The organism is Pseudomonas sp. UBA4617 (assembly GCF_002386445.1).
GTDB lineage: Bacteria > Pseudomonadota > Gammaproteobacteria > Pseudomonadales > Pseudomonadaceae > Aquipseudomonas.
In genome coordinates this window covers 18,174-44,364 of sequence record NZ_DGIR01000035.1, presented here as the reverse complement: position 1 = coordinate 44,364, position 26,191 = coordinate 18,174, and the positions used below count along the sequence as shown (strand labels likewise).

General features: G+C 63.2%; 23 protein-coding genes. 4 read left to right on the top strand and 19 right to left on the bottom strand.

Annotated elements, in window-relative coordinates:
* Positions 1-106 precede the first annotated feature (106 nt).
* Entirely contained in the window at positions 107-853 is a 747-nt protein-coding gene (locus B4L76_RS15330) for a LexA family transcriptional regulator (RefSeq protein WP_296233644.1), read from the bottom strand.
* 9 nt (positions 854-862) lie between these two features.
* On the opposite strand from B4L76_RS15330, the gene B4L76_RS15325 reads away from it, so the two are divergent.
* The 3 genes from B4L76_RS15325 (at position 863) to fdxA (ending at position 4,030) form a co-directional block, all read left to right on the top strand.
* Positions 863-1,000 carry a hypothetical protein gene (locus tag B4L76_RS15325; protein WP_296233643.1) on the top strand — a complete coding sequence of 46 codons (138 nt, stop codon included), beginning with the start codon at positions 863-865 and terminating at the stop codon, positions 998-1,000.
* Entirely contained in the window at positions 993-3,566 is a 2,574-nt protein-coding gene (gene mutS / locus B4L76_RS15320; protein ID WP_296233641.1) for a DNA mismatch repair protein MutS, read from the top strand. The genes B4L76_RS15325 and mutS overlap by 8 nt, the downstream gene beginning before the upstream one ends.
* 140 nt (positions 3,567-3,706) lie before the next feature.
* Positions 3,707-4,030 carry a ferredoxin FdxA gene (fdxA, locus tag B4L76_RS15315; RefSeq protein WP_085626452.1) on the top strand — a complete coding sequence of 108 codons (324 nt, stop codon included), beginning with the start codon at positions 3,707-3,709 and terminating at the stop codon, positions 4,028-4,030.
* A 508-nt stretch (positions 4,031-4,538) separates the two neighbouring features.
* Here the strand turns inward: fdxA and rpoS are convergent.
* The 8 genes from rpoS to B4L76_RS15275 all read right to left on the bottom strand — a co-directional run bounded on the left by rpoS (position 4,539) and on the right by B4L76_RS15275 (position 11,731).
* Positions 4,539-5,546 (bottom strand): RNA polymerase sigma factor RpoS, encoded by a 1,008-nt coding sequence (rpoS, locus tag B4L76_RS15310; RefSeq protein ID WP_170028669.1) that lies wholly within the window; start codon positions 5,544-5,546, stop codon positions 4,539-4,541.
* Positions 5,547-5,654: 108 nt separating this feature from the next.
* Entirely contained in the window at positions 5,655-6,512 is an 858-nt protein-coding gene (locus tag B4L76_RS15305; RefSeq protein WP_296233782.1) for a peptidoglycan DD-metalloendopeptidase family protein, read from the bottom strand.
* Positions 6,513-6,728: 216 nt separating this feature from the next.
* Positions 6,729-7,367: a protein-L-isoaspartate(D-aspartate) O-methyltransferase gene (locus tag B4L76_RS15300; protein WP_170034070.1), complete on the bottom strand. Its 639-nt coding sequence runs from the start codon at positions 7,365-7,367 to the stop codon at positions 6,729-6,731.
* 35 nt (positions 7,368-7,402) lie between these two features.
* Positions 7,403-8,152: a 5'/3'-nucleotidase SurE gene (gene surE / locus B4L76_RS15295; protein WP_296233638.1), complete on the bottom strand. Its 750-nt coding sequence runs from the start codon at positions 8,150-8,152 to the stop codon at positions 7,403-7,405.
* Positions 8,140-9,198: a tRNA pseudouridine(13) synthase TruD gene (truD, locus tag B4L76_RS15290; protein WP_296233636.1), complete on the bottom strand. Its 1,059-nt coding sequence runs from the start codon at positions 9,196-9,198 to the stop codon at positions 8,140-8,142. The genes surE and truD overlap by 13 nt, the downstream gene beginning before the upstream one ends.
* Positions 9,195-9,668 (bottom strand): 2-C-methyl-D-erythritol 2,4-cyclodiphosphate synthase, encoded by a 474-nt coding sequence (gene ispF / locus B4L76_RS15285; RefSeq protein ID WP_186679178.1) that lies wholly within the window; start codon positions 9,666-9,668, stop codon positions 9,195-9,197. Before ispF ends, truD begins: the two co-directional genes overlap by 4 nt.
* Before the next feature lie 87 nt (positions 9,669-9,755).
* Entirely contained in the window at positions 9,756-10,610 is an 855-nt protein-coding gene (fghA, locus tag B4L76_RS15280) for an S-formylglutathione hydrolase (RefSeq protein WP_296233634.1), read from the bottom strand.
* Between the two features lie 8 nt (positions 10,611-10,618).
* Positions 10,619-11,731 (bottom strand): S-(hydroxymethyl)glutathione dehydrogenase/class III alcohol dehydrogenase, encoded by a 1,113-nt coding sequence (locus B4L76_RS15275; RefSeq protein WP_013971270.1) that lies wholly within the window; start codon positions 11,729-11,731, stop codon positions 10,619-10,621.
* Between the two features lie 107 nt (positions 11,732-11,838).
* Here B4L76_RS15275 and B4L76_RS15270 point away from each other — a divergent pair, with 107 nt between their 5' ends.
* The gene (locus tag B4L76_RS15270) at positions 11,839-12,735 is read left to right on the top strand and encodes a LysR substrate-binding domain-containing protein (RefSeq protein WP_296233631.1); all 897 of its coding nucleotides are present in this window, start codon (positions 11,839-11,841) and stop codon (positions 12,733-12,735) included.
* Between the two features lie 70 nt (positions 12,736-12,805).
* On the opposite strand, the gene ispD is transcribed toward B4L76_RS15270, so the two are convergent.
* The 10 genes from ispD to lpxB all read right to left on the bottom strand — a co-directional run bounded on the left by ispD (position 12,806) and on the right by lpxB (position 26,190).
* Entirely contained in the window at positions 12,806-13,513 is a 708-nt protein-coding gene (gene ispD, locus B4L76_RS15265; RefSeq protein ID WP_296233629.1) for a 2-C-methyl-D-erythritol 4-phosphate cytidylyltransferase, read from the bottom strand.
* The gene (gene ftsB, locus B4L76_RS15260) at positions 13,510-13,791 is read right to left on the bottom strand and encodes a cell division protein FtsB (RefSeq protein ID WP_004375443.1); all 282 of its coding nucleotides are present in this window, start codon (positions 13,789-13,791) and stop codon (positions 13,510-13,512) included. Before ftsB ends, ispD begins: the two co-directional genes overlap by 4 nt.
* Positions 13,792-13,959: 168 nt before the next feature.
* Positions 13,960-15,249 carry a phosphopyruvate hydratase gene (gene eno / locus B4L76_RS15255; RefSeq protein ID WP_170028662.1) on the bottom strand — a complete coding sequence of 430 codons (1,290 nt, stop codon included), beginning with the start codon at positions 15,247-15,249 and terminating at the stop codon, positions 13,960-13,962.
* A 152-nt stretch (positions 15,250-15,401) separates the two neighbouring features.
* Entirely contained in the window at positions 15,402-16,247 is an 846-nt protein-coding gene (gene kdsA, locus B4L76_RS15250; protein ID WP_170028661.1) for a 3-deoxy-8-phosphooctulonate synthase, read from the bottom strand.
* 3 nt (positions 16,248-16,250) lie between these two features.
* Positions 16,251-17,879, bottom strand: coding sequence for a CTP synthase (locus B4L76_RS15245; protein ID WP_225776626.1), 1,629 nt, complete (start codon positions 17,877-17,879; stop codon positions 16,251-16,253).
* 269 nt (positions 17,880-18,148) lie between these two features.
* The gene (tilS, locus tag B4L76_RS15240; protein WP_296233623.1) at positions 18,149-19,432 is read right to left on the bottom strand and encodes a tRNA lysidine(34) synthetase TilS; all 1,284 of its coding nucleotides are present in this window, start codon (positions 19,430-19,432) and stop codon (positions 18,149-18,151) included.
* A gap of 154 nt (positions 19,433-19,586) precedes the next feature.
* A complete protein-coding gene (gene accA, locus B4L76_RS15235; protein ID WP_289134586.1) occupies positions 19,587-20,534 on the bottom strand; it encodes an acetyl-CoA carboxylase carboxyl transferase subunit alpha in 948 nt (315 codons plus the stop codon).
* Positions 20,535-20,641: 107 nt separating this feature from the next.
* The gene (dnaE, locus tag B4L76_RS15230) at positions 20,642-24,166 is read right to left on the bottom strand and encodes a DNA polymerase III subunit alpha (RefSeq protein ID WP_296233621.1); all 3,525 of its coding nucleotides are present in this window, start codon (positions 24,164-24,166) and stop codon (positions 20,642-20,644) included.
* 271 nt (positions 24,167-24,437) lie between these two features.
* Positions 24,438-25,061, bottom strand: coding sequence for a ribonuclease HII (gene rnhB, locus B4L76_RS15225; RefSeq protein ID WP_296233619.1), 624 nt, complete (start codon positions 25,059-25,061; stop codon positions 24,438-24,440).
* A 1-nt stretch (position 25,062) separates the two neighbouring features.
* A complete protein-coding gene (lpxB, locus tag B4L76_RS15220; protein ID WP_296233617.1) occupies positions 25,063-26,190 on the bottom strand; it encodes a lipid-A-disaccharide synthase in 1,128 nt (375 codons plus the stop codon).
* Position 26,191 lies beyond the last annotated feature (1 nt).

Here is a 26,191-nt window from a genome sequence, read left to right as displayed (position 1 = left end):
CTATTTTTTGCTGCAATGCATGAAAGCCATGCGTGGCCTGGTTTGTAGGACTTTTCAATAGGCGAAAAAAAACCCGCCGAAGCGGGTTTCTGCGAAGCGAGGGCTGTCAGCGAGCGTACATGCCCCACCAGAATACATGCCCGAGCAAGCTGATCTGCTCGTCCTGCATCTGCTGGAAGCTGTAGTCCTCGTCGGGGTGTTCGTCGCGGTTGAAACTGCGCAGGCGGATACCGGTAGGCAGGCGATAGACCTGCTTCACCCGCAATTGACCGTTGTGATTGATTGCATAAAGGTCGCCGTCGATGATGTCGCCGATCGAGCACTTGCCGGTATTCACCCCGACCGTCGCGCCGTCACGCAGCACTGGCAACATGCTGTTGCCGCGCACGGTCACGCACTTGGCCTGGTCGAACTGCACACCGTTGTGGCGCAGGCTGCGCTTGCCGAAGCGCAGGCGCGCGTGCTCGCTTTCTTCAATGACGAATCTTCCTGATCCTGCTGCCAATTCGACCTCGCGAAGGAAAGGTACCGACACCTCGTCATCCTCGACGGGGGTTTCATCATCCCACAGGCTGATGTCACTGAGATCGGCATGGCCGTGAGCCGGCAGCGCGGCCTCGCGAGACTCGCCAAGCTCGGCGCGGCCACGCAGCTGATCGGTGCTCACGCCGAAGTACTCGGCGATCTTCGACACGTGCTTGTCGGAGGGGTCGACGATCTTGCCGCCGAGAATCCGCGACAAGGTGGATTGAGGAACACCCGTGCGCCGGTACAGCTCCGTCGGGGACAGGCCGTGGCGGTCGAGCAGTTCTCTGAGTACGGAGGCTACGTTGCGTTTTTGCATAGCATGCATAATGCAGGCATGCGCGAGGAAATGCAACGCATGGGCAGCGCGATGATGCATGCGGCGCTGCGCCTGCATCTGCGCGAAAAAGCCTGTACCATTGCCGGTTTCACAAACGCCAACCAGATCACCCGCTGTAAGGCCCTGAATGTCTGATCTTTCCGCACACACCCCGATGATGCAGCAGTACTGGAAGCTGAAAAGCCAGCACCCGGACCAGCTGATGTTCTACCGCATGGGCGACTTCTACGAAATCTTCTACGAAGATGCGAAAAAGGCCGCGAAACTGCTGGACATCACCCTGACCGCACGCGGTCAGTCGGCCGGCCAGTCGATCCCCATGTGCGGGATTCCGTTCCATTCGCTGGAGGGCTACCTGGCCAAGCTGGTCAAGCTCGGCGAATCGGTGGTGATCTGCGAACAGATTGGCGACCCGGCCACCAGCAAGGGCCCGGTGGAACGCCAGGTGGTGCGTATCATCACCCCCGGCACGGTCAGTGACGAGGCCCTGCTTGACGAGCGCCGCGACAACCTGATCGCCGCGCTGCTGGGTGACGAACGCCTGTTCGGCCTGGCGGTGCTGGATATCACCAGCGGCAACTTCAGCGTCCAGGAAATCAAGGGCTGGGAAAACCTGCTGGCCGAACTCGAGCGCCTCAACCCGGTCGAGCTGCTCATCCCCGACGACTGGCCACGCGACTTGCCGGCGGAAAAGCGCCCTGGCGCCCGTCGCCGTGCGCCGTGGGACTTCGACCGCGACTCGGCGCGCAAGGCCCTGTGCCAGCAGTTCGCGACCAAGGACCTCAAGGGCTTTGGCTGCGACAAGCTGACCCTGGCCATCGGCGCCGCCGGCTGCCTGCTGATCTACGCCAAGGAAACCCAGCGCACTGCCCTGCCGCACCTGCGCAGCCTGCGCCACGAACGGCTGGATGATACGGTCATCCTCGACGGCGCCAGCCGCCGCAACCTGGAGCTGGACATCAACCTCGCCGGCGGGCGTGACAACACTTTGCAGTCGGTCATCGACCGCTGCCAGACCGCGATGGCCAGCCGCCTGCTGAGCCGCTGGCTGAACCGCCCGTTGCGCGACCTCAAGGTGCTGCAGGCCCGCCAGGATTCGATCCGCTGCCTGCTCGACGGCTACCGCTTCGAGAAACTGCAGCCGCAGCTCAAGGAAATTGGCGATATCGAGCGGATCCTCGCCCGTATCGGCCTGCGCAACGCCCGCCCACGCGACCTGGCACGCCTGCGCGATGCCTTGGGTGCGCTGCCCGAGCTGCAGAACGCCATGGCCGAACTGGAGGCGCCGCACCTGGCGCGCCTGGCCGCCATTACCGGTACCTACCCGGAGCTGGCCAGCCTGCTGGAGCGGGCGATCATCGACAACCCGCCGGCGGTGATCCGCGACGGTGGCGTGCTCAAGCCTGGCTATGACAACGAACTGGACGAGTTGCTGGCGATCAGCGAGAACGCCGGCCAGTTCCTGATCGACCTGGAAGCGCGGGAAAAAGCCCGCACCGGCCTGGCCAACCTGAAGGTCGGCTACAACCGTGTGCACGGCTATTTCATCGAGCTGCCGACCAAACAGGCGGAGCAGGCGCCGGGCGACTATATCCGCCGCCAGACCCTCAAAGGTGCCGAGCGCTTCATCACCCCGGAGCTGAAGGCGTTCGAGGACAAGGCGCTGTCGGCCAAAAGCCGCGCGCTGGCCCGCGAGAAGATGCTCTACGACGGCTTGCTGGAAACCCTGATCAGCCACCTGGCGCCGCTGCAGGACAGCGCCGCCGCATTGGCTGAACTGGACGTGCTCAGCAACCTGGCCGAACGTGCGCTGAACCTGGATCTGAACTGCCCGCGCTTCGTCGACGAGCCGTGCCTGCGTATCGAGCAAGGCCGCCACCCGGTGGTGGAACAGGTACTGACCACGCCGTTCGTGGCCAACGACCTGGGCCTGGACGACAACACGCGCATGCTGATCATCACCGGCCCGAACATGGGCGGTAAGTCCACCTACATGCGCCAGACCGCCCTGATCGTGCTGCTGGCACATATCGGCAGCTTCGTGCCAGCGGCCAGTTGCGAACTGTCGCTGGTCGACCGCATCTTCACCCGTATCGGTTCCAGCGACGACCTGGCCGGCGGGCGCTCGACCTTCATGGTCGAAATGAGCGAAACCGCCAACATCCTGCACAATGCCACCGACCGCAGCCTGGTGCTGATGGACGAAGTGGGCCGCGGCACCAGTACCTTCGACGGCCTGTCGCTGGCCTGGGCTGCCGCCGAGCGGCTGGCCCAGCTGCGCGCCTACACGCTGTTCGCCACGCACTACTTCGAGCTCACCGTGCTGCCCGAAAGCGAGCCTCTGGTAGCCAACGTGCACCTGAATGCCACCGAGCACAATGAACGCATCGTGTTCTTGCACCATGTGCTGCCTGGCCCTGCCAGCCAGAGCTACGGCCTGGCCGTGGCCCAGCTGGCAGGCGTACCGACGGCAGTCATCCAGCGGGCCCGCGAACACCTGGCACGCCTGGAGACCACCAGCCTGCCGCATGAACAACCGCCAGCCCAGAAGGCCAAGGATGTGCCACAGGTACCGCACCAGAGCGACCTGTTCGCCAGCCTGCCACACCCGGCCATCGAGAAGTTGGGCAAGCTGCAGCTGGACGACATGACCCCACGTCAAGCTATCGAAACGCTATATCAACTAAAGAACCTGTTATAACGGCGCCCACTACAAGCTGGTAGAATCCGCCGCGGTTTGCTGGTGCTGCAGGTTATTAGCCTGGCCTGCAGCCACATGCCTGTAAACCGCGCGGCCCTGAGAGGAAGGGCCGCCGCCGTCGCCTGAGGAGAGAACTAGAAATGACCTTCGTCGTCACCGACAACTGCATCAAATGCAAATACACCGACTGCGTGGAAGTCTGTCCGGTGGACTGCTTCTACGAAGGCCCGAACTTCCTGGTCATCCACCCGGACGAGTGCATCGATTGCGCCCTGTGCGAGCCGGAATGCCCGGCGCAAGCCATCTTCTCGGAAGACGAAGTGCCTGCCGGCATGGAGAACTTCATCGAGCTGAACGCCGAACTGGCGGAAATCTGGCCGAACATCACCGAGCGTAAGGACGCCCTGCCAGACGCTGAAGAGTGGGATGGCAAGACCGGCAAGATCGAACACCTGGAGCGCTGATAGCGCCGATACGAAAAAGGCCCTTCTGGGCCTTTTTGGTTTTCTGCGGGCAAAAAAAGGGGCGGTTTGACCCGCCCACATTTTTTTCCGTAGTCCCTGCTTGTCCCTGACATCATCCTGATGAAATCGCTTCTTGCGATGTCCTTGGCCTTCATCCTGAAAGCCTGTGCATGTCCCTGTGCACAGTTCGAATACTAGCGGCTTGGGCACGGCAGGCAACCGCAAAACCTCACAGCGTGTTGCCGGTGACACATTTCTTCATGCCTGAATAATCCATATTTTTCAAAGCCTTGAAGAATATCGGGCTTTTAAGGAGCTATTGATTTACTGTCAGCTACATAGAAGGCTTACAGAACAAATAAGCAAAGGCTTACACGCAATGTTAACAGGGTAGCGCTGTACATAATGTTTCGACCCTGGACCCAGGCTACTACTAGGCCCTGACCAACACGCAAGACAAACAAAAACGCCCCGAGGTCATCGGGGCGTTTGCTGGTGCAGGCCTTCGCTACTGGAACAGCGACTCGCTGGACAGCCCGTTCTTCTCGAGGATCTCACGCAGGCGCTTGAGGCCTTCTACCTGGATCTGCCGCACCCGCTCACGAGTCAGACCGATTTCCAGGCCGACATCTTCGAGCGTGCTGCTTTCATGCCCGCGCAAGCCGAAGCGACGCACCACCACTTCCCGCTGCTTGTCGGTCAGCTCGCCCAGCCACTGATCGATGCTCTGCGACAGGTCGTCGTCCTGCAACAGTTCGCATGGGTCGGTCGGCCGATCGTCGGTCAGGGTATCGAGCAGGGTCTTGTCCGAGTCCGGGCCCAGCGACACATCCACGGAAGATACCCGCTCGTTCAGGCCCAGCATGCGCTTGACCTCGCCAACCGGTTTTTCCAGCAACGTGGCGATTTCCTCTGGCGATGGCTCGTGGTCGAGTTTCTGCGTCAGTTCCCGCGCCGCCCGCAGGTAAACGTTCAGTTCCTTGACCACGTGGATCGGCAGGCGAATGGTGCGGGTCTGGTTCATGATCGCCCGCTCGATGGTCTGACGAATCCACCAGGTCGCGTAGGTCGAGAACCGGAAACCACGCTCCGGGTCGAACTTCTCGACGGCACGGATCAGCCCCAGGTTGCCCTCCTCGATCAGGTCGAGCAGCGACAGGCCGCGGTTCACGTAACGACGGGCGATTTTTACAACCAGGCGCAGGTTGCTTTCGATCATGCGCTTGCGGCCGGCAGGGTCGCCCTTTTGCGACAGGCGCGCAAAGTGCACTTCTTCTTCCGGCGAAAGCAGAGGCGAGAATCCGATCTCGTTGAGATACAGCTGGGTGGCATCGAGCGCACGGCTGTAATCGATGTACTTGTGTTGCTTGAGCGAAGAGCCCGATTTGGCCCTCGTCCGAACCGAAGATACAGCAGGTTCGTCTGACACCACATCCGTTTCCAAAACGATGCCCGTCTCCATCAGGAGGACGTCATCGTCGATGTCAAACTCCGGCACTTCTTTACTGAGAGCCATTGTTATAGTCCTTTGCTGAGTTCGAACTCAGACTCGAGCGGCACCTGTCTCCCTGGCAGCGCTGGAGCCTGTCCCCTCTACATCAGCGGAACAGGCCAGGTACAACAGTCAACGACGTGGCAGGAACTGGAGCGGATCGACGGGTTTGCCCTGGCGGCGAATCTCGAAATGCAGCTTCACCCGATCTGTGCCCGTGGACCCCATTTCAGCAATCGACTGCCCTGCCTTGACCTGCTGCCCCTCCCGAACCAACAGCCTGCGGTTATGACCGTAGGCACTGACGTAGGTGTCGCTGTGCTTGATGATGATCAGCTCGCCGTAGCCCCGCAGCCCACTCCCGGCGTAGACCACTGTACCATCAGACGCAGCAAAAACAGGCTGTCCCAAATCACCGGCGATATCAATGCCTTTATTCAAACTACCGTTTGAAGCGAATTTTCCAATCAGCACGCCATTGGCTGGCCAGGTCCAGCCACCCACCGCACGCTCCGCGGCGGGTACGGTAGCGACCACCGGGGCGCTGCTTGAAGATGCCGGCGCGGCCGGTTTGCCAGGGCTGGCAGGTGGTGTAGCCGCACTGCCCGCAGGCCGGCGGATAACCGTGGTCTTGCTCGACGATGAGGGGCTGGACACCACCGTGGTGCTGCCGGCCGAACCACTGCTGAAACGAATAGCCTGCCCCGGGCGGATGGTATAAGGCGCCGCGATGCCGTTACGCGCGGCCAGTTCCTTGTAGTCCCAACCATAACGGAAGGCGATGGAGAACAGTGTATCGCCAGGCTTGACGATGTACTGCCCGGAAGTCACCGCCGGGCGCTTGGGCACGGTATTGTTGCGGTCGACCACCCGCGCGCTGTTGCTGCTGGTGCTCGAGCAACCCACCAGTAGCGTACTCATGGCCAGTGCAATCACCAGAAGCGTGAAACCCGACCCGTCCTTGCGCTGCCGAATGACTGTGTGACCCACCCGCGCTCCCCTCATGGTGCCGAAAACGATATGAAGACAAGAAATGCAATAATGTTGCAATTATAACCAAGCCGGCCATTCCTCGCAGGCAGGTTCAATGACTGCTGCAAGCCATGGCGATCTGTGCGCCAGCGCTTCACCCCGCCAGATAGACAGGGCGAAGCAACAGGAATTCGCCACTCGCGCAAAAATACCGCTGGTGCGCGCCCGCAGCGCTCAGGCCAGTGGACCGTTGAGCAACGGCACGAAGCGCACAGCCCCGAGCACACGGCGGGAGAACCCATGTTCTTCACGCACGATCAGCATCAGCTGCTGCGTTTCGCCAGCCGGCCCCACCGGGATCACCATGCGGCCGCCGGGCGCCAGCTGGTCGAGCAGCGCCTGCGGCACTTCCGGCGCCACGGCAGTGACAATGATGCCGTTGTACGGCGCCAGCGCCGGCCAGCCTTCGCAACCATCGCCCCAGCGAAACACCACGTTGCGCAGGTTCAGCTCCACCAGACGCTCCTTGGCCCTGTCCTGCAGGACCTTGATGCGCTCCACCGAGAACACCCGCTCGACCAGCTGGGCCAGAATTGCCGTCTGGTAGCCCGAACCGGTGCCGATCTCCAGCACCTTGTCCAGCGGCCCGGCTTCAAGCAGCAGCTCGCTCATGTGGGCAACCATGAACGGCTGGGAAATGGTCTGGTTGTGGCCGATCGGCAGCGCGGTGTCTTCGTAGGCACGATGCGCCAGCGCCTCGTCGACGAACAGGTGGCGCGGGGTACGACGGATCACGTCGAGCACCTTGCTGTTCGACACCCCCTCTTCGCACAGGCGCTGGATCAGCCGCTCCCGGGTACGCTGGGAAGTCATGCCGATGCCACGCCGCAGCATATCGTCCTCGCGCATCAGAGCAGGCCCTCCAGCCAACCGTCGAGCTGCTCGAAGGCATCACTGAAGGTGCGGTCGAGCTGCAGCGGCGTGATCGACACGTAGCCTTGCATCACGGCGTGGAAATCGGTGCCCGGCCCGCCGTCCTCGGCATCCCCGGCCACGGCGATCCAGTAGCCTTCCTTGCCGCGCGGGTTGACCACCTTGGTCGGCGCTGCCGCCCGCGCCCGGTGACCGAGGCGGGTGAGCTGGATACCGCGGATGTGTTCCAGCGGCAGGTTGGGAATATTGACGTTGAGCACGGTGCGTGGCGGCAAGCTCAGGCGCGACTGCGCCTCGACCAGGCGGCGGGCGATATGGGCCGCCGTCGGCAGGTTGTCCGGCTGGCGCGACAACAGCGAAAACGCCAGCGATGTCCCGCCGAGGAAACGGCCTTCCAGCGCGGCGGCGACCGTGCCCGAGTAGAGCACGTCATCGCCCAGGTTGGCACCGAGGTTGATCCCCGACACGACCATGTCCGGCGTCTGCGGCAACAGCCCATTGAGCCCCAGGTGCACGCAGTCGGTCGGCGTGCCGTTGAGGCTGATGAAGCCATTGGCCAAGGTCTGCGGGTGCAGTGGCCGGTCCAGCGTCAGCGAACTGCTGGCGCCGCTCTTGTCTTGATCCGGGGCGATCACCACGCACTCGGCGTAATCCGCCAGCGCAGCGTGCAGCGCGGCGATGCCGGGTGCGGTAACACCGTCGTCGTTCGAAATCAGAATACGCATGGGCTGTCCGTCTGCCCTGCCGACACCAGATCCACGACTTCGCGCACCACCACGGTGGCGAAGCATCCGGCCGGAAGGACGAATTCCAGTTGCAGGATATCAGGCTCGGGATAATGCCACGTCAGGCCGCCAATAGGGAGCCGCAGAATACGCCGTTCGTGATCCATGCCCGCCTGGGCCAACCATTGGCAAAGAGCTGGCTGGCGTGCGCCGATGGCGTTTTCCAGCTGCCCGGTGGCAGCGCCGGCTGGCGAATCGCCCGCGCCCCACAGCGGGCCGGTCGGGTGCAGGTCCAGGATCGCCAGGCGCGGGTCGGCGCATTCGGCCTCCCCCGCCGGGAAGAAACTGCGGCTGTCGGTGAACGCCAGCAGGTCGCCCACTTGCGCCCGCGACCAGCTGCCATCGGCGACACGGGCGGCCAACAGCTGGTTGAACAGGTAGCTGCGCCCGGCCGACAGCAGCCGCGAACGTACGTTGCGCTGTTCGGGCAGGGCATTGCGCGCGGCCCAGTCGAGCGCGTCATGGACATTGCCGCCGGCGTGGCCGAAGCGCTGGCTGCCGAAATAGTTGGGCACCCCGTGCTGCTTGAGCTGTTCAAGGCGCGCGTTCACCGCCTGGTGGTCGGCGGCCAAGGCGGTCAGACGCAGGGTGAAGCCGTTGGCCGAATGCGCACCGCGCTGCAGCTTGCGCTGGTGGCGTACCTGCCTGAGTACACGCAGGCTGGCATCCTCGGCACGCGACAGGTCCGGGTCGGCCTTGCCCGGCAGGTGCAGGCTGAACCATTGGCGGGTCAGTGCCTGGCGGTCCTTGAGCCCGGCGTAGCTGATACTGCGCACCGGCACGCCGGCAGCGCGCGCCAGGCGGCGGGCCGCCTCTTCAGTGTTGAGGTCACGCTTTTCGACCCACAACCACAAGTGCTCGCCCTGCCCCGACAACGGAATGTCCAGCACTTCGTCGACCTGGAAGTCTTCGGCCACCGCCTTGAGTACAGCAGTGCCCAAGGGTTCGCCCGATGCGCGCGGGCCCAGCAGTTCCACTTCGGTCATGCTGGCAGCAGCAGGGCAACCGCATGCACGGCGATACCCTCCTCACGACCGGTGAAGCCCAGTTTTTCAGTGGTGGTGGCCTTGACGTTGACCTGGTCGAGTTCGACCTGCAGGTCTTCGGCGATGCGCTGGCGCATGGTCTCGATGTGTGGGGCCATCTTTGGCGCCTGGGCGACGATTGTGGCGTCGATATTGCCGACCTTCCAGCCTTTGGCCAGGACGATGCCGACCACGTGGCGCAGCAGCACGCGGCTATCGGCGCCCTTGAACTGCGGGTCGGTGTCAGGGAAATGTTTGCCGATGTCTCCCAGCGCCGCCGCGCCCAGCAAGGCGTCGCTCAGGGCGTGCAGCAGCACGTCGCCATCGGAGTGAGCCAGGAGGCCGTATTTATGGGGGATACGCACCCCGCCCAGGGTAATGAAATCACCGTCGCAGAAACGGTGCACATCGTAGCCGTGGCCAATACGCATAGAAAAACGCCCTGAATGAGTCAGGGCGTGATTCTACCTGCTTTAGCCGCTATTGGGGCCGCCATGTGGGCGCGGCCGCAGCCAAGGCTACACCCGCCCCAGCGCCACCGCATGATGGCGCAGGTGCTCCTCGATGAAGCTGGCGATGAAGTAGTAGCTATGGTCATAACCGGGTTGCAGGCGCAGGGTCAGCGCATGCCCGCCTTTGCGTGCCGCCTGCTCCAGCGCTTCGGGCTTGAGCTGCTTCTCGAGAAAGTCGTCCCGGTCCCCCTGGTCGACCAGCAGCGGCGGACACTCGCCCGCCGGCGCCTCGGCCAGTAGCACGCTGGCGTCCCATTCGCGCCAGCGCGCACGGTCTTCGCCCAGGTAGCGGCTGAAGGCCTTTTCACCCCAAGGGCAATCCATCGGGTTGCTGATTGGCGAGAACGCCGACACCGAGCGGTACCGCCCAGGGTTACGCAAGGCACACACCAGCGCACCATGCCCGCCCATGGAATGGCCGCTGATGCTGCGCTCGGCGGATGCCGGGAAATGCGCCTCGATCAGGGCCGGCAACTCTTCCACCACATAGTCGTGCATGCGGTAGTGTTGCGCCCAGGGTTGCTGGGTGGCGTTGAGGTAGAAACCCGCCCCCAGGCCGAAATCCCAGGCACCGTCAGGGTCGCCCGGCACCTGCTCGCCACGCGGGCTGGTATCCGGCGCGACGATGATCAGCCCCAGCTCGGCGGCCAGGCGCTGGGCGCCGGCCTTCTGCATGAAGTTCTCGTCGGTACAGGTGAGGCCGCTGAGCCAGTACAGCACCGGCAGCTTCTCGCCCTGCTCGGCCTGCGGTGGCAGGTACACGGCGAACACCATGTCACAGCCCAGCACCCTGGAGTGATGCCGGTAACGCTTGTGCCAGCCGCCGAAGCTCTTCTGGCAGGAGATGTTATCCAGGCTCATGGCGTACCTCAGAAGTGGATCACGCTGCGGATGCTCTTGCCTTCATGCATCAGGTCGAAGGCCTTGTTGATGTCTTCCAGGCCCATGGTGTGGGTAATGAAAGTGTCCAGCGGGATCTCGCCCTTTTCGGACATTTCCACGTAGCTTGGCAGTTCGCTGCGGCCACGCACGCCGCCGAACGCCGAACCACGCCAGACGCGTCCGGTGACCAGCTGGAACGGACGGGTGGCGATTTCCTGGCCGGCACCGGCCACACCGATGATGACCGACTCACCCCAACCCTTGTGGCAGCATTCCAGCGCGGCACGCATCAGTTGCACGTTGCCGATGCACTCGAAGGAGAAGTCCACGCCGCCGTCGGTGAGGTCGACAATCACTTCCTGGATCGGGCGGTCGTAGTCTTTCGGGTTGATGCAGTCGGTGGCACCCAGCTGGCGGGCAATCTCGAACTTGGCCGGGTTGATGTCGATGGCGATGATACGCGAGGCCTTGGCCTTCACCGCGCCGATCACTGCCGACAGGCCGATGCCGCCCAGGCCGAAGATGGCCACGGTATCACCCGCCTTGACCTTGGCGGTATTGAGCACCGCGCCGATACCGGTGGTAACGCCGCAACCCAGCAGGCAGACCTTTTCCAGTGGCGCTTCTTTCTGGATCTTGGCCACGGAAATTTCCGGCAGCACGGTGTATTCGGAGAAGGTCGAGGTGCCCATGTAGTGGAACAGCTGCTGGCCCTTGTAGGAAAAACGCGTGGTGCCATCCGGCATCAGGCCCTTGCCCTGGGTGGCGCGAATTGCCTGGCACAGGTTGGTCTTGCCCGAGAGGCAGAATTTGCACTTGCCGCATTCCGGGGTGTACAGCGGGATGACGTGGTCACCGACGGCGACCGACGTGACGCCTTCGCCTACCGCCTCGACGATCGCACCGCCTTCGTGACCAAGGATCGACGGGAAAATGCCCTCCGGGTCAGCACCGGACAGGGTATAGGCATCGGTGTGGCAGACACCGCTGGCGACTACGCGCAGCAGCACTTCCCCGGCCTTGGGCATGGCTACGTCGACCTCGACGATTTCCAGCGGTTTCTTGGCTTCGAAGGCTACGGCAGCACGGGACTTGATCATCAAAGGTCTCCAGACAGAAGGTCGATTCAGTCTGGCAGTGTAATTCACTGCCATTTGGGGAATAATCCGGCCGAAGACAAAACATTATTGCCATGCAGGGATAATCCATGAGCAGCCGCTGGGAAGGCATCGATGAATTCGTCGCCGTGGCAGAAACCGGCCAGTTCACTGCGGCTGCCGAACGCCTGGGGGTTTCTTCGTCGCATGTCAGCCGGCAGATCGCCCGGTTGGAAGAACGCCTGCAGACCCGCTTGCTGTACCGCAGCACCCGGCGCGTGACCCTGAGCGAAGCCGGGCAGACCTTTCTACAGCACTGCCAGCGCCTGCAGGATGGCCGCGAGGAAGCCTTGCGCGCCATGGGCGACCTGGCCAGCGAGCCCAAGGGCCTGTTGCGCATGACCTGCGCGGTGGCCTATGGCGAACGCTTCATCGTGCCGCTGGTGACGCGGTTCATGGCCCAATACCCGCAATTGCGGGTGGACGTGGAACTGAGCAACCACACCCTCGACCTGGTGCATGAGGGCATGGACCTGGCCATCCGCCTGGGCCGGCTGGCCGACTCTCGGCTGGTGGCCACGCGCCTGGCGCCAAGGCGCATGTACCTATGCGCCTCGCCGGCCTATCTGGAACGTTATGGGCGGCCTCACAGCCTGTCGGAGCTGGCGCGGCACAATTGCCTGGTGGGCAGCTCGGACCTGTGGGCGCTGCAGCAGGACGGTCGTGAGATCAGCCAGCGGGTGCAGGGCAACTGGCGCTGCAACAGCGGGCAGGCAGTGCTGGATGCGGCGTTGCTGGGCATGGGCTTGTGTCAGCTGCCGGATTATTACGTGCTGGAGCACCTCAACAGTGGTGCCCTGGTGTCGTTGCTGGAAGCGCACCAGCCGCCGAACACGGCGGTGTGGGCGCTGTATCCGCAACAGCGGCACCTGTCGCCGAAGGTACGACGGTTGGTGGATTACCTGAAGGAAGGCTTGGCAGGGTTGCCGGAGTATCGCCTGAATTGAAACCTTGTACTGGCTGCACAGGCCTCTTCGCGGGTTCACCCGCGAAAGGGCCGGTACAGGTGTACGAAATTCAGCGGCGCCCGGCCCAGCGCTGGCGCAACCATTCGAGGTCTTCCGGGCGGGTCACCTTGATGTTGTCACTGCGCCCTTCCACCAGCTTTGGCGCCTGGCCGGACCATTCAATGGCCGAGGCCTCGTCGGTCACCAGCACATCCGACACCAGGCACTCGGCCAGCGCCCGGTGCAGCGCCCCCAGGCGGAACATCTGTGGCGTGTAGGCCTGCCAGATGGTGCTGCGGTCAACCGTGGCGCTGACCCGCCCGCTGGCGTCAGCCCGCTTGAGGGTATCGCGTGCCGGCACCGCCAGCAGCCCCCCCACCGGGTCGTCCGCCAGTTCCGACAGCAGCTTGTCCAGGTCGCTGCGCGCCAGGTTCGGGCGCGCAGCATCGTGCACCAGCACCCAGTCGCTGTCCGCTGCCCCTTCGGCATGCAGCATCAGCAAGGCGTTGAGTACCGAGTCGGCACGCTCACGGCCACCCGCCGCGCGGCGGATGCGCGGGTCTCTGGCGCAGCGCAAGGTCGGCCAGTAGGGATCGTGTTCGGCAACACTGACCACCACGCCGTTGAGCGCCGGGTGGCCAAGAAAACAGTCGAGGCTATGCTCGAGAAGAGTCTGCCCGGCCAGCTCCAGGTATTGCTTGGGGCGGTCGGCAGCCATGCGGGCACCAACGCCCGCAGCAGGAATCACGGCCCAGAAGGCCGGTAACGTATCGATCATTTCTGTGGCAACTGGAAGAGGGTTTCGCCCTCTTTGACCATTCCCAATTCGTGGCGAGCCCGTTCTTCAACGGTCTCCATGCCTTTTTTCAGCTCCAGCACTTCGGCGTCGAGCACGCGGTTTCGCTCAAGCAGGCGCTCGTTCTCGGCATGCTGCTCGGCGATCTGCTGCTTCAGCTCGGTCACTTGCGCCAGGCTGCCATTACCCACCCACAGGCGGTATTGCAGACCACCCAGCAGCAGGAGCAGGACAAGGAACAACCAATAAGGACTGCGCATCTAGGTATCCAGGTTAAAAAAGACCGTCGCAGAATGTTCGATTCGGGGTCTCGAATAGCACGAAGCCTGGCCGAGGCCAGGCTTCGTCGACAGAAACCCGTTGGAACGTAGGAATTTCGGTATGAAAGCCCCTACAACTCCGGCTGCTGTCTTTTTACCATCTCTTGCTTAGCCGCGAAACTCGGCACGACCACGGTAAACCGCCTTGGCACCCAGTTGCTCTTCGATACGCAGCAGCTGGTTGTACTTGGAAACGCGGTCGGAACGGCACAGCGAGCCGGTCTTGATCTGGCCAGCAGCGGTACCTACCGCCAGGTCGGCGATGGTCGAGTCTTCGGTTTCACCGGAACGGTGCGAAATCACCGCGGTGTAGCCAGCAGCCTTGGCCATCTGGATGGCTTCCAGGGTTTCGGTCAGCGAGCCGATCTGGTTGAACTTGATCAGGATCGAGTTACCGATGCCCTTCTCGATGCCTTCCTTGAGGATCTTGGTGTTGGTCACGAACAGGTCGTCGCCCACCAGCTGCACCTTGGCGCCGATCTTGTCAGTGAGGATCTTCCAGCCTGCCCAATCGGACTCGTCCAGGCCGTCTTCGATCGAAATGATCGGGAAGCGCTCGGTCAGGCCTTTGAGGTACTCGGCGAAGCCTTCGGCGTCGAACGACTTGCCTTCGCCGGACAGGTTGTACTTGCCGTCTTCGTAGAACTCCGACGCCGCGCAGTCCAGGGCCAGGGTCACGTCGGTGCCCAGCTTGTAGCCGGCTTTCTCGACCGCTTCGGCGATGGCGCCCAGGGCGTCTTCGTTGGAGGCCAGGTTCGGGGCGAAACCACCTTCGTCACCCACGGCGGTGTTCAGGCCACGGGCCTTCAGCACGGCTTTGAGGTGGTGGAAGATTTCGGTACCCATGCGCAGGCCGTCGGAGAAGGTCTTGGCGCCAACCGGCTGCACCATGAATTCCTGGATGTCGACGTTGTTGTCGGCGTGCTCGCCACCGTTGATGATGTTCATCATCGGAACCGGCATCGAGTACTGGCCCGGGGTGCCGTTCAGGTTGGCGATGTGCGCGTACAGCGGCAGGTCCAGGTCCTGGGCTGCGGCCTTGGCTGCAGCCAGGGAGACGGCCAGGATGGCGTTGGCGCCCAGCTTGGCCTTGTTCTCGGTACCGTCGAGCTCGATCATGGCACGGTCCAGGGCCTTCTGGTCGGCAGGGTCCTTGCCCAGCAGCAGGTCACGGATCGGGCCGTTGATGTTGGCGACGGCCTTCAGCACGCCCTTGCCCAGGTAACGGCTCTTGTCGCCATCTCGCAGCTCCAGCGCTTCGCGCGAGCCAGTGGAAGCACCGGACGGCGCGCAAGCGCTGCCGATGATGCCGTTGTCGAGCAGTACATCGGCTTCCACGGTGGGGTTGCCACGCGAATCGAGAACTTCACGACCTTTGATGTCGACGATTTTTGCCATTGTTGTAAGCACTCCAGAATTGACGAAAACAACTTAGCTTGGGAAATCTTGCCGTTCACCAGGCGGACGTGCAGTGGGCAGGCCCAGTGAAGGGGACCCCTGACCGACTGGTCAGGGGTGGATCGGACGGTACTTTACCCGAGAATCGAGCTTTACGCGGTTTCTACCGTCGGAAAACTTTTCACCAGGTCATCCAGTTGCTTGAGCTGGGCCAGGAATGGCTCCAGTTTGTCCAGGCGCAGGGCGCATGGGCCATCGCACTTGGCGTTGTCCGGATCGGGGTGGGCTTCGAGGAACAGGCCGGCCAGGCCCTGGCTCATGCCGGCCTTGGCCAGGTCGGTGACCTGCGCACGGCGGCCACCGGCGGAATCGGCGCGGCCACCCGGCATCTGCAGGGCGTGGGTCACGTCGAAGAACACCGGGTACTCGAACTGCTTCATGATGCCGAAGCCGAGCATGTCCACCACCAGGTTGTTGTAGCCGAAGCTCGAACCACGCTCGCAGAGGATCAGCTGGTCGTTACCGGCTTCCTCGCACTTGGTCAGGATGTGTTTCATTTCCTGGGGTGCGAGGAACTGCGCCTTCTTGATGTTGATCACCGCGCCGGTCCTGGCCATGGCCACCACCAGGTCGGTCTGCCGCGACAGGAAGGCCGGCAGCTGGATGATGTCGCACACCTTGGCCACCGGCTCGGCCTGGTAGGGCTCGTGCACGTCGGTGATGACCGGCACGTTGAAGGTGCGCTTGATCTCTTCGAAGATCTTCAAGCCTTCTTCCATGCCCGGGCCGCGGTAGGAGGTTACCGACGAGCGGTTGGCCTTGTCGAAACTGGCCTTGAACACGTACGGAATACCGAGCTTCTCGGTGACCCGCACGTACTCTTCGCAGACCTTCATTGCCAGGTCACGGGACTCCAGGACGTTCATGCCGCCGAACAGGACGAACGGCTTGTCGTTGGCGATCTCGATGTTACCGACGCGGATGATCTTCTGGGTCATTGATCAGGCCTTGTTCTTCTGAGCCAGGGCTGCCTTGACGAAACCGCTGAACAGCGGGTGGCCGTCACGCGGGGTCGAGGTGAATTCCGGGTGGAACTGGCAGGCGACGAACCATGGGTGGTCCTTGGACTCGACCACTTCCACCAGCGCACCGTCTTCGGAGCGACCGGAAACCACCAGGCCGGCGTCGACCAGTTGTGGCAGCAGGTTGTTGTTCACTTCGTAGCGGTGGCGGTGACGCTCGGTGATCACGTCCTTGCCGTAGCAGTCGTGCACCTTGGAACCGGCGATCAGCTGGCAGTCCTGTGCGCCCAGGCGCATGGTGCCACCCAGGTCGGAGGCCTCGCTGCGGGTCTCGACGGCACCCGTGGCATCGGCCCACTCGGTGATCAGGCCGACCACCGGGTGGCCGCTGTTGCGGTCGAACTCGGTGGAGTTGGCGTCTTTCCAGCCCATCACGTTACGGGCGAACTCGATCACCGCCACCTGCATGCCCAGGCAGATACCCAGGTACGGCACCTTGTTCTCACGGGCGTACTGCACCGCAGTAATCTTGCCTTCCACGCCGCGCAGGCCGAAACCGCCCGGCACCAGGATGGCATCGGCGCCTTCGAGCAGGCTGGTGCCCTGGTTCTCGATGTCTTCCGAGTCGATGTAGCGCAGGTTGACCTTGGTGCGGTTGGTGATGCCAGCGTGGCTCATCGCTTCGATCAGCGACTTGTAGGCATCCAGCAGTTCCATGTACTTGCCGACCATGGCAATGGTCACTTCGTGCTCCGGGTTGAGCTTGGCATCGACCACCTTGTCCCACTCGGACAGGTCGGCGCCGTTGCACTGCAGGCCGAAACGCTCGACGACGAAATCGTCCAGGCCCTGAGCATGCAGCACGCCCGGGATCTTGTAGATGGTGTCAACGTCTTCCAGCGAAATTACCGCACGCTCTTCAACGTTGGTGAACAGCGCGATCTTGCGACGCGACGAGGCATCGACCGGGTGGTCGGAGCGGCAGATCAGCACGTCAGGCTGCAGGCCGATGGAGCGCAGCTCCTTGACCGAGTGCTGGGTCGGCTTGGTCTTGGTCTCGCCAGCGGTAGCGATGTACGGGACCAGGGTCAGGTGCATCAGCATGGCGCGCTTGGAGCCCACTTCGACGCGCAGCTGGCGGATGGCCTCGAGGAACGGTTGCGATTCGATGTCGCCCACGGTACCGCCGATTTCCACCAGGGCCACGTCGGCGTCGCCGGCGCCCTTGATGATACGACGCTTGATTTCGTCGGTGATGTGCGGGATGACCTGGATGGTCGCGCCCAGGTAGTCACCACGGCGCTCCTTGCGCAGCACGTGCTCGTAGATACGCCCGGTGGTGAAGTTGTTGTTCTGGGTCATGGTGGTGCGGATGAACCGCTCGTAGTGGCCCAGGTCGAGGTCGGTCTCGGCGCCATCGTGGGTGACGAACACTTCACCATGCTGGAACGGGCTCATGGTGCCCGGATCGACGTTGATGTACGGATCCAGCTTGAGCATGGTGACCTTCAGGCCCCGCGCTTCCAGGATGGCCGCCAGGGAAGCCGAGGCAATGCCTTTCCCCAATGAAGAAACAACACCGCCCGTGACGAATATGTAGCGCGTCATGAAAAACCCTAGAAGTCTGCGTTAAGGCGGCCAGCGCCGCCGGAGAAAGCGAAGGAAGGCCGAAGCCCCCGATCACCTGCGTCAATCACAGTGCATCTCGAAAAACTGCCGCGTCTGTACAGACCAGGGGCATCCCCGGCATGGAGCTCGCTCGTCATTTTCAGAATCAGCCCAGCAAAAAACTGCTTGGTAATCGGCAACTCCTGTGTTTTCGCGGAACCCACAGAAGCTGTATCAAGAAGGGAGGGTAGTCTACCCGAATGTACCCTTCAGCTCAAACCTTGCGCGTTCGTCGGCAACTGCCAATCCAGCTGGCAATCCGCCTGTACCAGGCCGGGCAGGTTGGCCAGCGCCAGCAGGCGCTCGCCCTGGTACAGCAATGGCAGGCGCGGGCGCAGGAAGTGGGGTACTTGCAGCTCGTTGAGCAGGCGCTTGAGTTCGCGTCGGCCACGGCCGGGGATGTCCAGCACTTCGCCACCCTGGCGGTAGGCAATGCGCAGGTCACCTACAGGTACTGCGCCGACCAGCCGCACACTACCGTTACCCGGCAGCCGCAAGGGCTTGCCGGGATCAGGCCACGTCGGCCCTGCACCAGGCTGCTGCAGCCAGTCGCCGCTCAGCCACCAGATGCGTCCGTGGCTGCGCAGCAGCTGCCCATCGCCCAGCCGCCATACCGGCTGGGCATCGGCGGCCGCATCGCGCAGGTCAGCCCACCCCGCCCAGTGCCGGGTGTCGGGCAAGCGGGTACGCCGACTCAGCCAGTACTGCAAGGCATTGCGCTGACGGGCCGGCGACAGCGCAACCAGGGCGGCCAGGTCGAGCGAATCGAGCCCGGGCCAGGCCAGCGGAGCACCCTCCTCGGCAAGCGCCAGATCGCCCTGGGCAAGCTCGTCCAGCAGACTCAGGGCTTCACCCAGGTGCTCGGCAGCGCGGGCGAGGTTCTGGCTGGCTTGTGGCCAACGCTGCTGCAGGTGCGGGAATACTTCGGCGCGCAGGTAGTTGCGGGCAAATCGGGTATCCGCGTTGGAGGGGTCTTCGATCCAGGCCAGTTGGTGCACCTCGGCGTAGTCGCGCAACTGTTGGCGGGACCACCCCAGCAAAGGCCTGGCCAGGTTGCCCTGCCCTAGCCGTCGTTGCCCCGGCATCGCCGCCAGGCCACGCAGGCCGGCACCGCGCAGCAGGCGGAACAGCAAGGTTTCAGCCTGGTCGTCGCGGTGCTGGCCGGTGAACAGGACATCGCCCGGGCCCAGCCTCTGGCTGAAGGCGGCATAGCGGGCGGCGCGGGCGGCCTGTTCGAGGCTGGCGCCGGGGCTGATTTGGACGTGGATGACCTGGAGTACGATACCGAGCTGGTCGCAGACGGATTGGCAGTGTGCAGGCCAGGCGTCAGCGGCAGGCTGCAAGCCGTGGTGGATATGGATGGCGCGCAGCGCGGGGGTGGCGTGGTTGCGGGCGTGCTCGGCCAGCAGGTGCAGGAGCACAGTGGAGTCGAGGCCGCCGGAGAAGGCGATGTACCAGGTGCGGGCGCTGAGCCAGGGGGTGAGGTTGATCATCTGGGCCTCACATCGCCGGGAAGATCGAGAACCCTGTGGCAGCGGTGTACCCCGCGAACAGCGGCGCAGCTGGTGCCAGGCACCGCGTCACCTTCTTCGCCGCTGAACCCGCTCCCACAGGGGCCGCAAAGCGACCCCGGGTCTAATCAGAGAATCAGACGCCGTAGCTCATCAGGCGCTCGTAACGACGGGCCAGCAGCGCGTCGTGGTCGAGCTTGCCGAGCATGTCCAGCTGCTGTACCAGGTCGGCACGGATGCTTTCCGACATCTTGACCGGGTCACGGTGGGCGCCGCCCAGCGGCTCCTGGATGACCTTGTCGACGATGTTCAGGCTCTTCAGGCGCTCGGCCGTGATGCCCATGGCCTCGGCCGCGTCGGCGGCCTTGTCGGCGGTCTTCCACAGGATTGACGCACAGCCTTCCGGCGAGATCACCGAGTAGGTGGAGTACTGCAGCATGTTCAGCTGGTCGCACACGCCGATGGCCAGCGCGCCGCCGGAACCACCCTCACCGATCACGGTGGCGATGATCGGCGTTTTCAGGCGCGCCATCACGCGCAGGTTCCAGGCGATCGCCTCGCTCTGGTTACGCTCCTCGGCGTCGATGCCCGGGTAGGCGCCCGGGGTGTCGATGAAGGTCAGGATCGGCATCTTGAAGCGCTCGGCCATTTCCATCAGGCGGCAGGCCTTGCGATAGCCTTCAGGGCGCGGCATGCCGAAGTTGCGGCGCACCTTCTCGCGTACTTCACGGCCTTTCTGGTGACCGATGACCATCACCGGCTTGCCGTCCAGGCGGGCGGTACCACCGACGATGGCGGCGTCGTCGGAGAAGTGGCGGTCGCCGTGCAGCTCTTCGAACTCGGTGAAGATATGCTCCAGGTAGTCCAGGGTGTAAGGACGACGTGGATGACGGGCCAGGCGGGCGATCTGCCAGCTGGTCAGGTTGCCGAAGATGCTTTCGGTCAGGGTGTTGCTCTTGTCTTGCAGACGGGCAATTTCATCGCTGATGTTCAGCGAGTTGTCGTTGCCCACCAGACGCAGGCCTTCGATCTTGGCTTGCAGGTCGGCAATCGGCTGTTCGAAATCGAGAAAATTCGGGTTCATAGTCATCCGTCTTGGGTCTACGGCCAGGCGGCCGGCCGGTTGATCCGTTTGGCGCCCTACCTTAAGGGATCAGGCGCATTCAGGTCGAGATTAAATTTTTTGTCGGTTCAACGATATTGCAGGAAGACGTTCTCACGTCCGAACTGGTCACGCAGTGCCTGGATCAGCCCATCGGCCGGGTCGATCGCCCACTGGTCGCCGAACTGCAGCATGGCCTTGGCGTCGCTGCCGGTATATTCCAGGGTGATCGGGCAAGCACCACGGTGACGGGTAATCAGTTCGCCCAACCACTTCAGCCGGTCGCCCTTGAGCGCTTCGTGGGCCACCTTCAGGCGCAGGCTCTCGGCCAGCTTGGTACGCGCATCTTCCATGGTCATCACCTGCTTCACCCGCAGGCGCAGGCCGCCGGAGAAGTCGTCGTTGCTGACCTCGCCTTCGACCACCACCATGGCATCGGTCTGCAGCAAGGACTGCGCCGCCATGAAGGCATCGGCAAACAGCGACGCCTCGATGCGCCCGGAGCGGTCATCCAGAGTAACGAAGCCCATCTTGTCGCCCTTCTTGTTCTTCATCACCCGCAAGGCGATGATCATGCCGGCGATGGTCTGGGTGTCGCGCGACGGCTTGAGGTCGATGATGCGCTGGCGGGCGAAGCGGCGGATCTCGGCCTCGTACTCATCGATCGGGTGGCCGGTGAGGTACAGGCCAAGGGTGTCCTTCTCGCCTTTCAGGCGTTCCTTGAGGGTCAGCTCGCGTACCTTGCGGTGGTTGGCGTAGACGTCGGTATCGGCAGCGTCGAACATGCCGCCAAACAGGTCGACGTGGCCACTGTCCGCGGTGTGGGCGGCCTGCTCGGCGGCCTTGATGGCTTCGCCCAGCGCCGACAGCAAGGTGGCCCGGTTGATGTCGATATGGGCGTGATAGGCCTTGATCTCGTCATGGAAATGCGGGCCCAGACGGTCCAGCGCGCCACTGCGGATCAGCGCGTCGAGGGTACGCTTGTTGACCCGCTTGAGGTCGATACGCTCGCAGAAATCGAACAGGTCCTTGAACGGGCCGCCCTGGGCACGTGCCTCGACGATCGCCTCCACCGGGCCCTCGCCCACACCCTTGATGGCGCCCAGTCCATAGACGATGCGTCCGTCATCGTTGACGGTGAACTTGAAGTCGGAGAAGTTCACGTCCGGTGCGTCAAGGCGCAGCTTCATGCTGCGTACTTCTTCTACCAGCACCACCACCTTGTCGGTGTTGTGCATGTCCGCAGACAGCACCGCGGCCATGAACGGCGCCGGGTAATGGGTCTTCAGCCAGGCCGTCTGGTAGGACACCAGGCCATAGGCGGCGGAGTGGGATTTGTTGAAGCCGTAACCGGCGAACTTCTCCACCAGGTCGAAGATGTTGCCGGCCAGGTCCGCATCGATATTGTTGTTGGCGCAACCTTCGATGAAGCCGCCGCGCTGCTTGGCCATTTCCTCGGGCTTTTTCTTGCCCATGGCCCGGCGCAGCATGTCGGCGCCGCCAAGGGTGTAGCCAGCCATCACCTGGGCGATCTGCATCACCTGTTCCTGGTACAGGATGATGCCGTAGGTTGGCGCCAGCACCGGCTGCAGGCCTTCGTACTGGTAGTCCGGGTGCGGGTAGGCCAGCTCGGCGCGGCCGTGCTTGCGGTTGATGAAGTCGTCCACCATGCCCGACTGCAGCGGGCCGGGGCGGAACAGTGCCACCAGGGCGATCAGGTCTTCCAGGCAGTCGGGCTTGAGCTTCTTGATCAGCTCCTTCATGCCACGCGATTCAAGCTGGAACACCGCCGTGGTTTCGGCTTTCTGCAACAGCTCGTATGTCTTGCGGTCGTCCAGCGGGATGAAGTCGATGTTGACCTCGGGCAGGTTCTTCTTTGCCTGCTCGCGGTTGATGATCTCCATGGCCCATTTGATGATGGTCAGGGTACGCAGGCCGAGGAAGTCGAACTTCACCAGGCCCGCGGCTTCGACATCGTCCTTGTCGAACTGGGTTACCAGGCCGCCACCCTCTTCATCACAGGCGATCGGCGAAAAGTCGGTGAGCTTGGTCGGGGCAATCACCACACCACCGGCATGCTTGCCGGTGCCCCGCGTCACGCCTTCGAGCTTCAGGGCCATGTCCCAGATCTCGCGGGCATCTTCGTCACCCTTGAGGAAGTCGCGGAGGATTTCTTCCTGCTCGTAGGCCTTTTCCAAGGTCATGCCGACTTCGAACGGGATCATCTTCGACAGGCGGTCGGCCAACCCGTACGACTTGCCCTGCACCCGCGCCACGTCACGCACCACCGCCTTGGCGGCCATGGTGCCGAAGGTGATGATCTGGCTGACCGCGTTGCGGCCATAGGTTTCGGCCACGTAGTCGATTACCCGGTCACGCCCGTCCATGCAGAAGTCGACGTCGAAGTCCGGCATGGAAATACGTTCAGGGTTGAGGAAACGTTCGAACAGCAGGTCGTAGGCCAGCGGGTCGAGGTCGGTGATCTTCAGCACGTAGGCCACCAGCGAGCCGGCCCCCGAACCCCGGCCCGGGCCCACCGGGACGCCGTTGTTCTTGGCCCACTTGATGAAGTCCATCACGATCAGGAAGTAACCGGGAAAACCCATCTGGATGATGATGTCCAGTTCGAACTTCAGGCGGTCCAGATAGACCTGGCGCTTCTCTTCGTAGTTGGGCGTGGTCTCTTTCGGCCACAGCACCGCCAGGCGCTCTTCCAGGCCTTCGTGGGAGACGTGACGCAGGTAGTCATCGATACCCATGCCATTGGGCGTGGGGAAGTCGGGCAGGAAGTACTTGCCCAGCTGTACCTGGATGTTGCAGCGCTTGGCGATCTCGACAGTGTTGGCGATGGCGTCGGGCAGGTCGCTGAACAGCTCGGCCATTTCCTCAGCCGACTTCAGGTACTGCTGGTCGCTGTACATCCTTGGGCGGCGCGGGTCGTCGAGGGTCCAGCCCTCACCGATGCACACCCGCGTTTCATGGGCGTCGAAGTCGGACTGCTTGATGAAACGCACGTCGTTGGTGGCTACCAGCGGAGCACCGAACTTGTCCGCCAGGGCTACGGCAGCATGCACGTACTCTTCGTCGCGGGCGCGGTTGGTGCGCTGCACTTCAACGTAGAAGCGCTCCGGGAACATGCCCATCCAGTCTTGCAGCAGGACTGCGGCTTCATTGTCCTTGCCGGCCAGCAAGGCCATGCCGATGTCGCCCTCCTTGCCTGCAGAGAGGGCGATCAGGCCTTCGCTGGCCGGGGCGATCCATTCGCGCTGGAGAATCACCAGGCCGTTGCGCTGGCCGTCGGTCCAGCCACGCGAGATCAGCTCGGTGAGGTTGCGGTAGCCCTTCGGGTTCATGGCCAGCAAGCAGATCCGCGACAGCGGTGCTTCCGGGTCGGCGCCGGCCAGCCACAGGTCGGCACCGCAGATCGGCTTGATGCCGGCACCCATGGCGGTCTTGTAGAACTTCACCAGCGAGCACATGTTGCTCTGGTCGGTGATTGCCACCGCCGGCATGTTCATCCCGGCCAGTGCCTTGGCCAGCGGCTTGATCCGCACCAGGCCGTCGACCAGCGAGAATTCGGAGTGGACGCGCAGGTGAACGAAGGGAACCGACATGGAAGATCCTGTAGCAGTGCTGAACGACAAGGGCGGGATTGTAGCGTAAATGAGGCGAGGTTTTGGGTTGCGTTGCAGCCTGTCGCGACACAAGGCGCTCACACGCGTCGCGCTGTTCTCCAGCGCTGGCGTTGTTTCTGTGGGCGCGGATAGACCTGCGGAGCAGGCTACGCGGCGGATCGCACCGGCGATGCCGGTGATCGCGAACAGAGTATCTACAGGTACGGCGCCCACTGCAGAAGAGGATTTATCCGCGAAGCAGGCCCCGAGGTCAGATCAGGGATTCCATGACGCCTTCGCGCGCATCCCAGGCAGCCCGCACCGGGGCAAAGGAACGCCGATGAATGGGCGTAGGCCCCAAGCGCGCCAGGGCCTCGAGGTGCACCGGTGTCGGGTAGCCCTTGTGCCCACCAATGCCATAGCCCGGATAGATCAGCTCGAATGCGCTCATCTCACGGTCTCGGGTCACCTTGGCCAGGATCGAAGCCGCAGCAATGGCTGGCACCTTTGCATCACCCTGTACGACCGGCGCCGAAGGCACCGCCAGTTTCGGGCAGCGATTGCCATCGATGAGGGCCAGTTTCGGCGTAACGTGAAGCCCTTCGACTGCACGCTGCATGGCCAGCATGGTGGCGTGGAGGATGTTCAACCGGTCTATTTCCTCGACCTCGGCACGGGCGATACAAAAACTCAGGGCCTTCTCGCAGATCTCATCGAACAGCGCCTCACGCCTGGCTTCGGTGAGTTTCTTCGAATCGTTCAGGCCGAGGATCGGGCGCGCCGGGTCGAGGATCACCGCCGCCGTCACCACCGCGCCGCACAGCGGGCCACGGCCCACCTCGTCGACGCCAGCGACGAGGTCTTCGACCAGGTTGAAATCCAGTCCAATCTGCATGTCAGCGGTCCTTCAACAGCGCCAGCACCGCCTCGGCGGCCTGATTCGAGGCGTCACGGCGCAGGGTGCGGTGAATTTCGTCGAAACGCCCGGTCTGCTGGCTGCCGTCGGCCACCAGAGGCGCCAGGGTATCGGCCAGCGCTTCGCTGGTAGCATCGTCCTGCAACAGTTCAGGCACCAGCGCACGCTGGGCGAGCAGGTTTGGCAGCGACACGTAAGGGCTTTTGACCAGGCGCTTGAGGATCCAGTAGGTCAACGGCGCCAGGCGGTAGGCCACCACCATCGGCCGCTTGTACAACAGTGCTTCGAGTGTAGCGGTACCCGAGGCGATCAGCACCGCGTCGCAGGCCGCCAGGGCCTGGTGCGACTTACCATCGAGGAGGGTCAACGGCAGCTGGCGCCCTTCGAGCATCTGTTCGATCTGCGCGCGTCGCGCGGCATTGGCACAAGGCAGCACGAAACGCACCCCCGGCACCTGCTGGCACAGCCGTGCGGCGGCATCGAGAAACAGCGCCCCCAGGCGCCCGACTTCACCGCCCCGGCTGCCCGGCATCAGTGCCACTACCGGCCCCTCGCCCAGGCCAAGCTCGGCGCGCGCCGCCGGACGGTCGGCTACGAGCGGAATGGTGTCAGCCAATGGGTGGCCAACGAAGCGCACCGGCACACCCTTTTCCTCATAGAAGCGCGCCTCGAACGGCAACAGCGTGAGCATCAGGTCGCAGCCTTCGCGGATCTTCAGCACACGCTTCTGCCGCCAGGCCCACACCGAGGGGCTGACGTAGTGCACGGTCTTGATGCCGGCCTGGCGCAGCTTCAGCTCGATATTCAGGGTGAAATCGGGAGCATCGATGCCGATGAACACATCAGGCTTTTCGCCAACAAGGGTTTCGATCAGCAGCTTGCGGCGCTTGAGCAACTCGCGCAGGCGCCCCAGTACTTCGACCAGGCCCATGACGGCCAGGCGCTCCATGGGGAAATAGGACTGCAACCCTTCGGCCTCCATCAGCGGGCCGCCGACGCCGATGAACCGCACGTCCGGGTGGCGTGCCTTGAGGGCACGCATCAAACCTGAACCGAGGATGTCACCGCTGGCCTCACCGGCGACCAACGCTACGCAAAGCCGGGCCATG

Coding starts and splice junctions, on each gene's coding strand:
- B4L76_RS15330 (WP_296233644.1), bottom strand. CDS start 853: ATGCATGCTATGCAAAAACGCAACGTAGCCTCCGTACTCAGAGAACTG.
- B4L76_RS15325 (WP_296233643.1), top strand. CDS start 863: ATGCGCGAGGAAATGCAACGCATGGGCAGCGCGATGATGCATGCGGCG.
- mutS (WP_296233641.1), top strand. CDS start 993: ATGTCTGATCTTTCCGCACACACCCCGATGATGCAGCAGTACTGGAAG.
- fdxA (WP_085626452.1), top strand. CDS start 3,707: ATGACCTTCGTCGTCACCGACAACTGCATCAAATGCAAATACACCGAC.
- rpoS (WP_170028669.1), bottom strand. CDS start 5,546: ATGGCTCTCAGTAAAGAAGTGCCGGAGTTTGACATCGACGATGACGTC.
- B4L76_RS15300 (WP_170034070.1), bottom strand. CDS start 7,367: ATGACTTCCCAGCGTACCCGGGAGCGGCTGATCCAGCGCCTGTGCGAA.
- surE (WP_296233638.1), bottom strand. CDS start 8,152: ATGCGTATTCTGATTTCGAACGACGACGGTGTTACCGCACCCGGCATC.
- truD (WP_296233636.1), bottom strand. CDS start 9,198: ATGACCGAAGTGGAACTGCTGGGCCCGCGCGCATCGGGCGAACCCTTG.
- ispF (WP_186679178.1), bottom strand. CDS start 9,668: ATGCGTATTGGCCACGGCTACGATGTGCACCGTTTCTGCGACGGTGAT.
- fghA (WP_296233634.1), bottom strand. CDS start 10,610: ATGAGCCTGGATAACATCTCCTGCCAGAAGAGCTTCGGCGGCTGGCAC.
- B4L76_RS15275 (WP_013971270.1), bottom strand. CDS start 11,731: ATGATCAAGTCCCGTGCTGCCGTAGCCTTCGAAGCCAAGAAACCGCTG.
- B4L76_RS15270 (WP_296233631.1), top strand. CDS start 11,839: ATGAGCAGCCGCTGGGAAGGCATCGATGAATTCGTCGCCGTGGCAGAA.
- ispD (WP_296233629.1), bottom strand. CDS start 13,513: ATGATCGATACGTTACCGGCCTTCTGGGCCGTGATTCCTGCTGCGGGC.
- ftsB (WP_004375443.1), bottom strand. CDS start 13,791: ATGCGCAGTCCTTATTGGTTGTTCCTTGTCCTGCTCCTGCTGCTGGGT.
- eno (WP_170028662.1), bottom strand. CDS start 15,249: ATGGCAAAAATCGTCGACATCAAAGGTCGTGAAGTTCTCGATTCGCGT.
- kdsA (WP_170028661.1), bottom strand. CDS start 16,247: ATGACCCAGAAGATCATCCGCGTCGGTAACATCGAGATCGCCAACGAC.
- B4L76_RS15245 (WP_225776626.1), bottom strand. CDS start 17,879: ATGACGCGCTACATATTCGTCACGGGCGGTGTTGTTTCTTCATTGGGG.
- tilS (WP_296233623.1), bottom strand. CDS start 19,432: ATGATCAACCTCACCCCCTGGCTCAGCGCCCGCACCTGGTACATCGCC.
- accA (WP_289134586.1), bottom strand. CDS start 20,534: ATGAACCCGAATTTTCTCGATTTCGAACAGCCGATTGCCGACCTGCAA.
- dnaE (WP_296233621.1), bottom strand. CDS start 24,166: ATGTCGGTTCCCTTCGTTCACCTGCGCGTCCACTCCGAATTCTCGCTG.
- rnhB (WP_296233619.1), bottom strand. CDS start 25,061: ATGCAGATTGGACTGGATTTCAACCTGGTCGAAGACCTCGTCGCTGGC.
- lpxB (WP_296233617.1), bottom strand. CDS start 26,190: ATGGCCCGGCTTTGCGTAGCGTTGGTCGCCGGTGAGGCCAGCGGTGAC.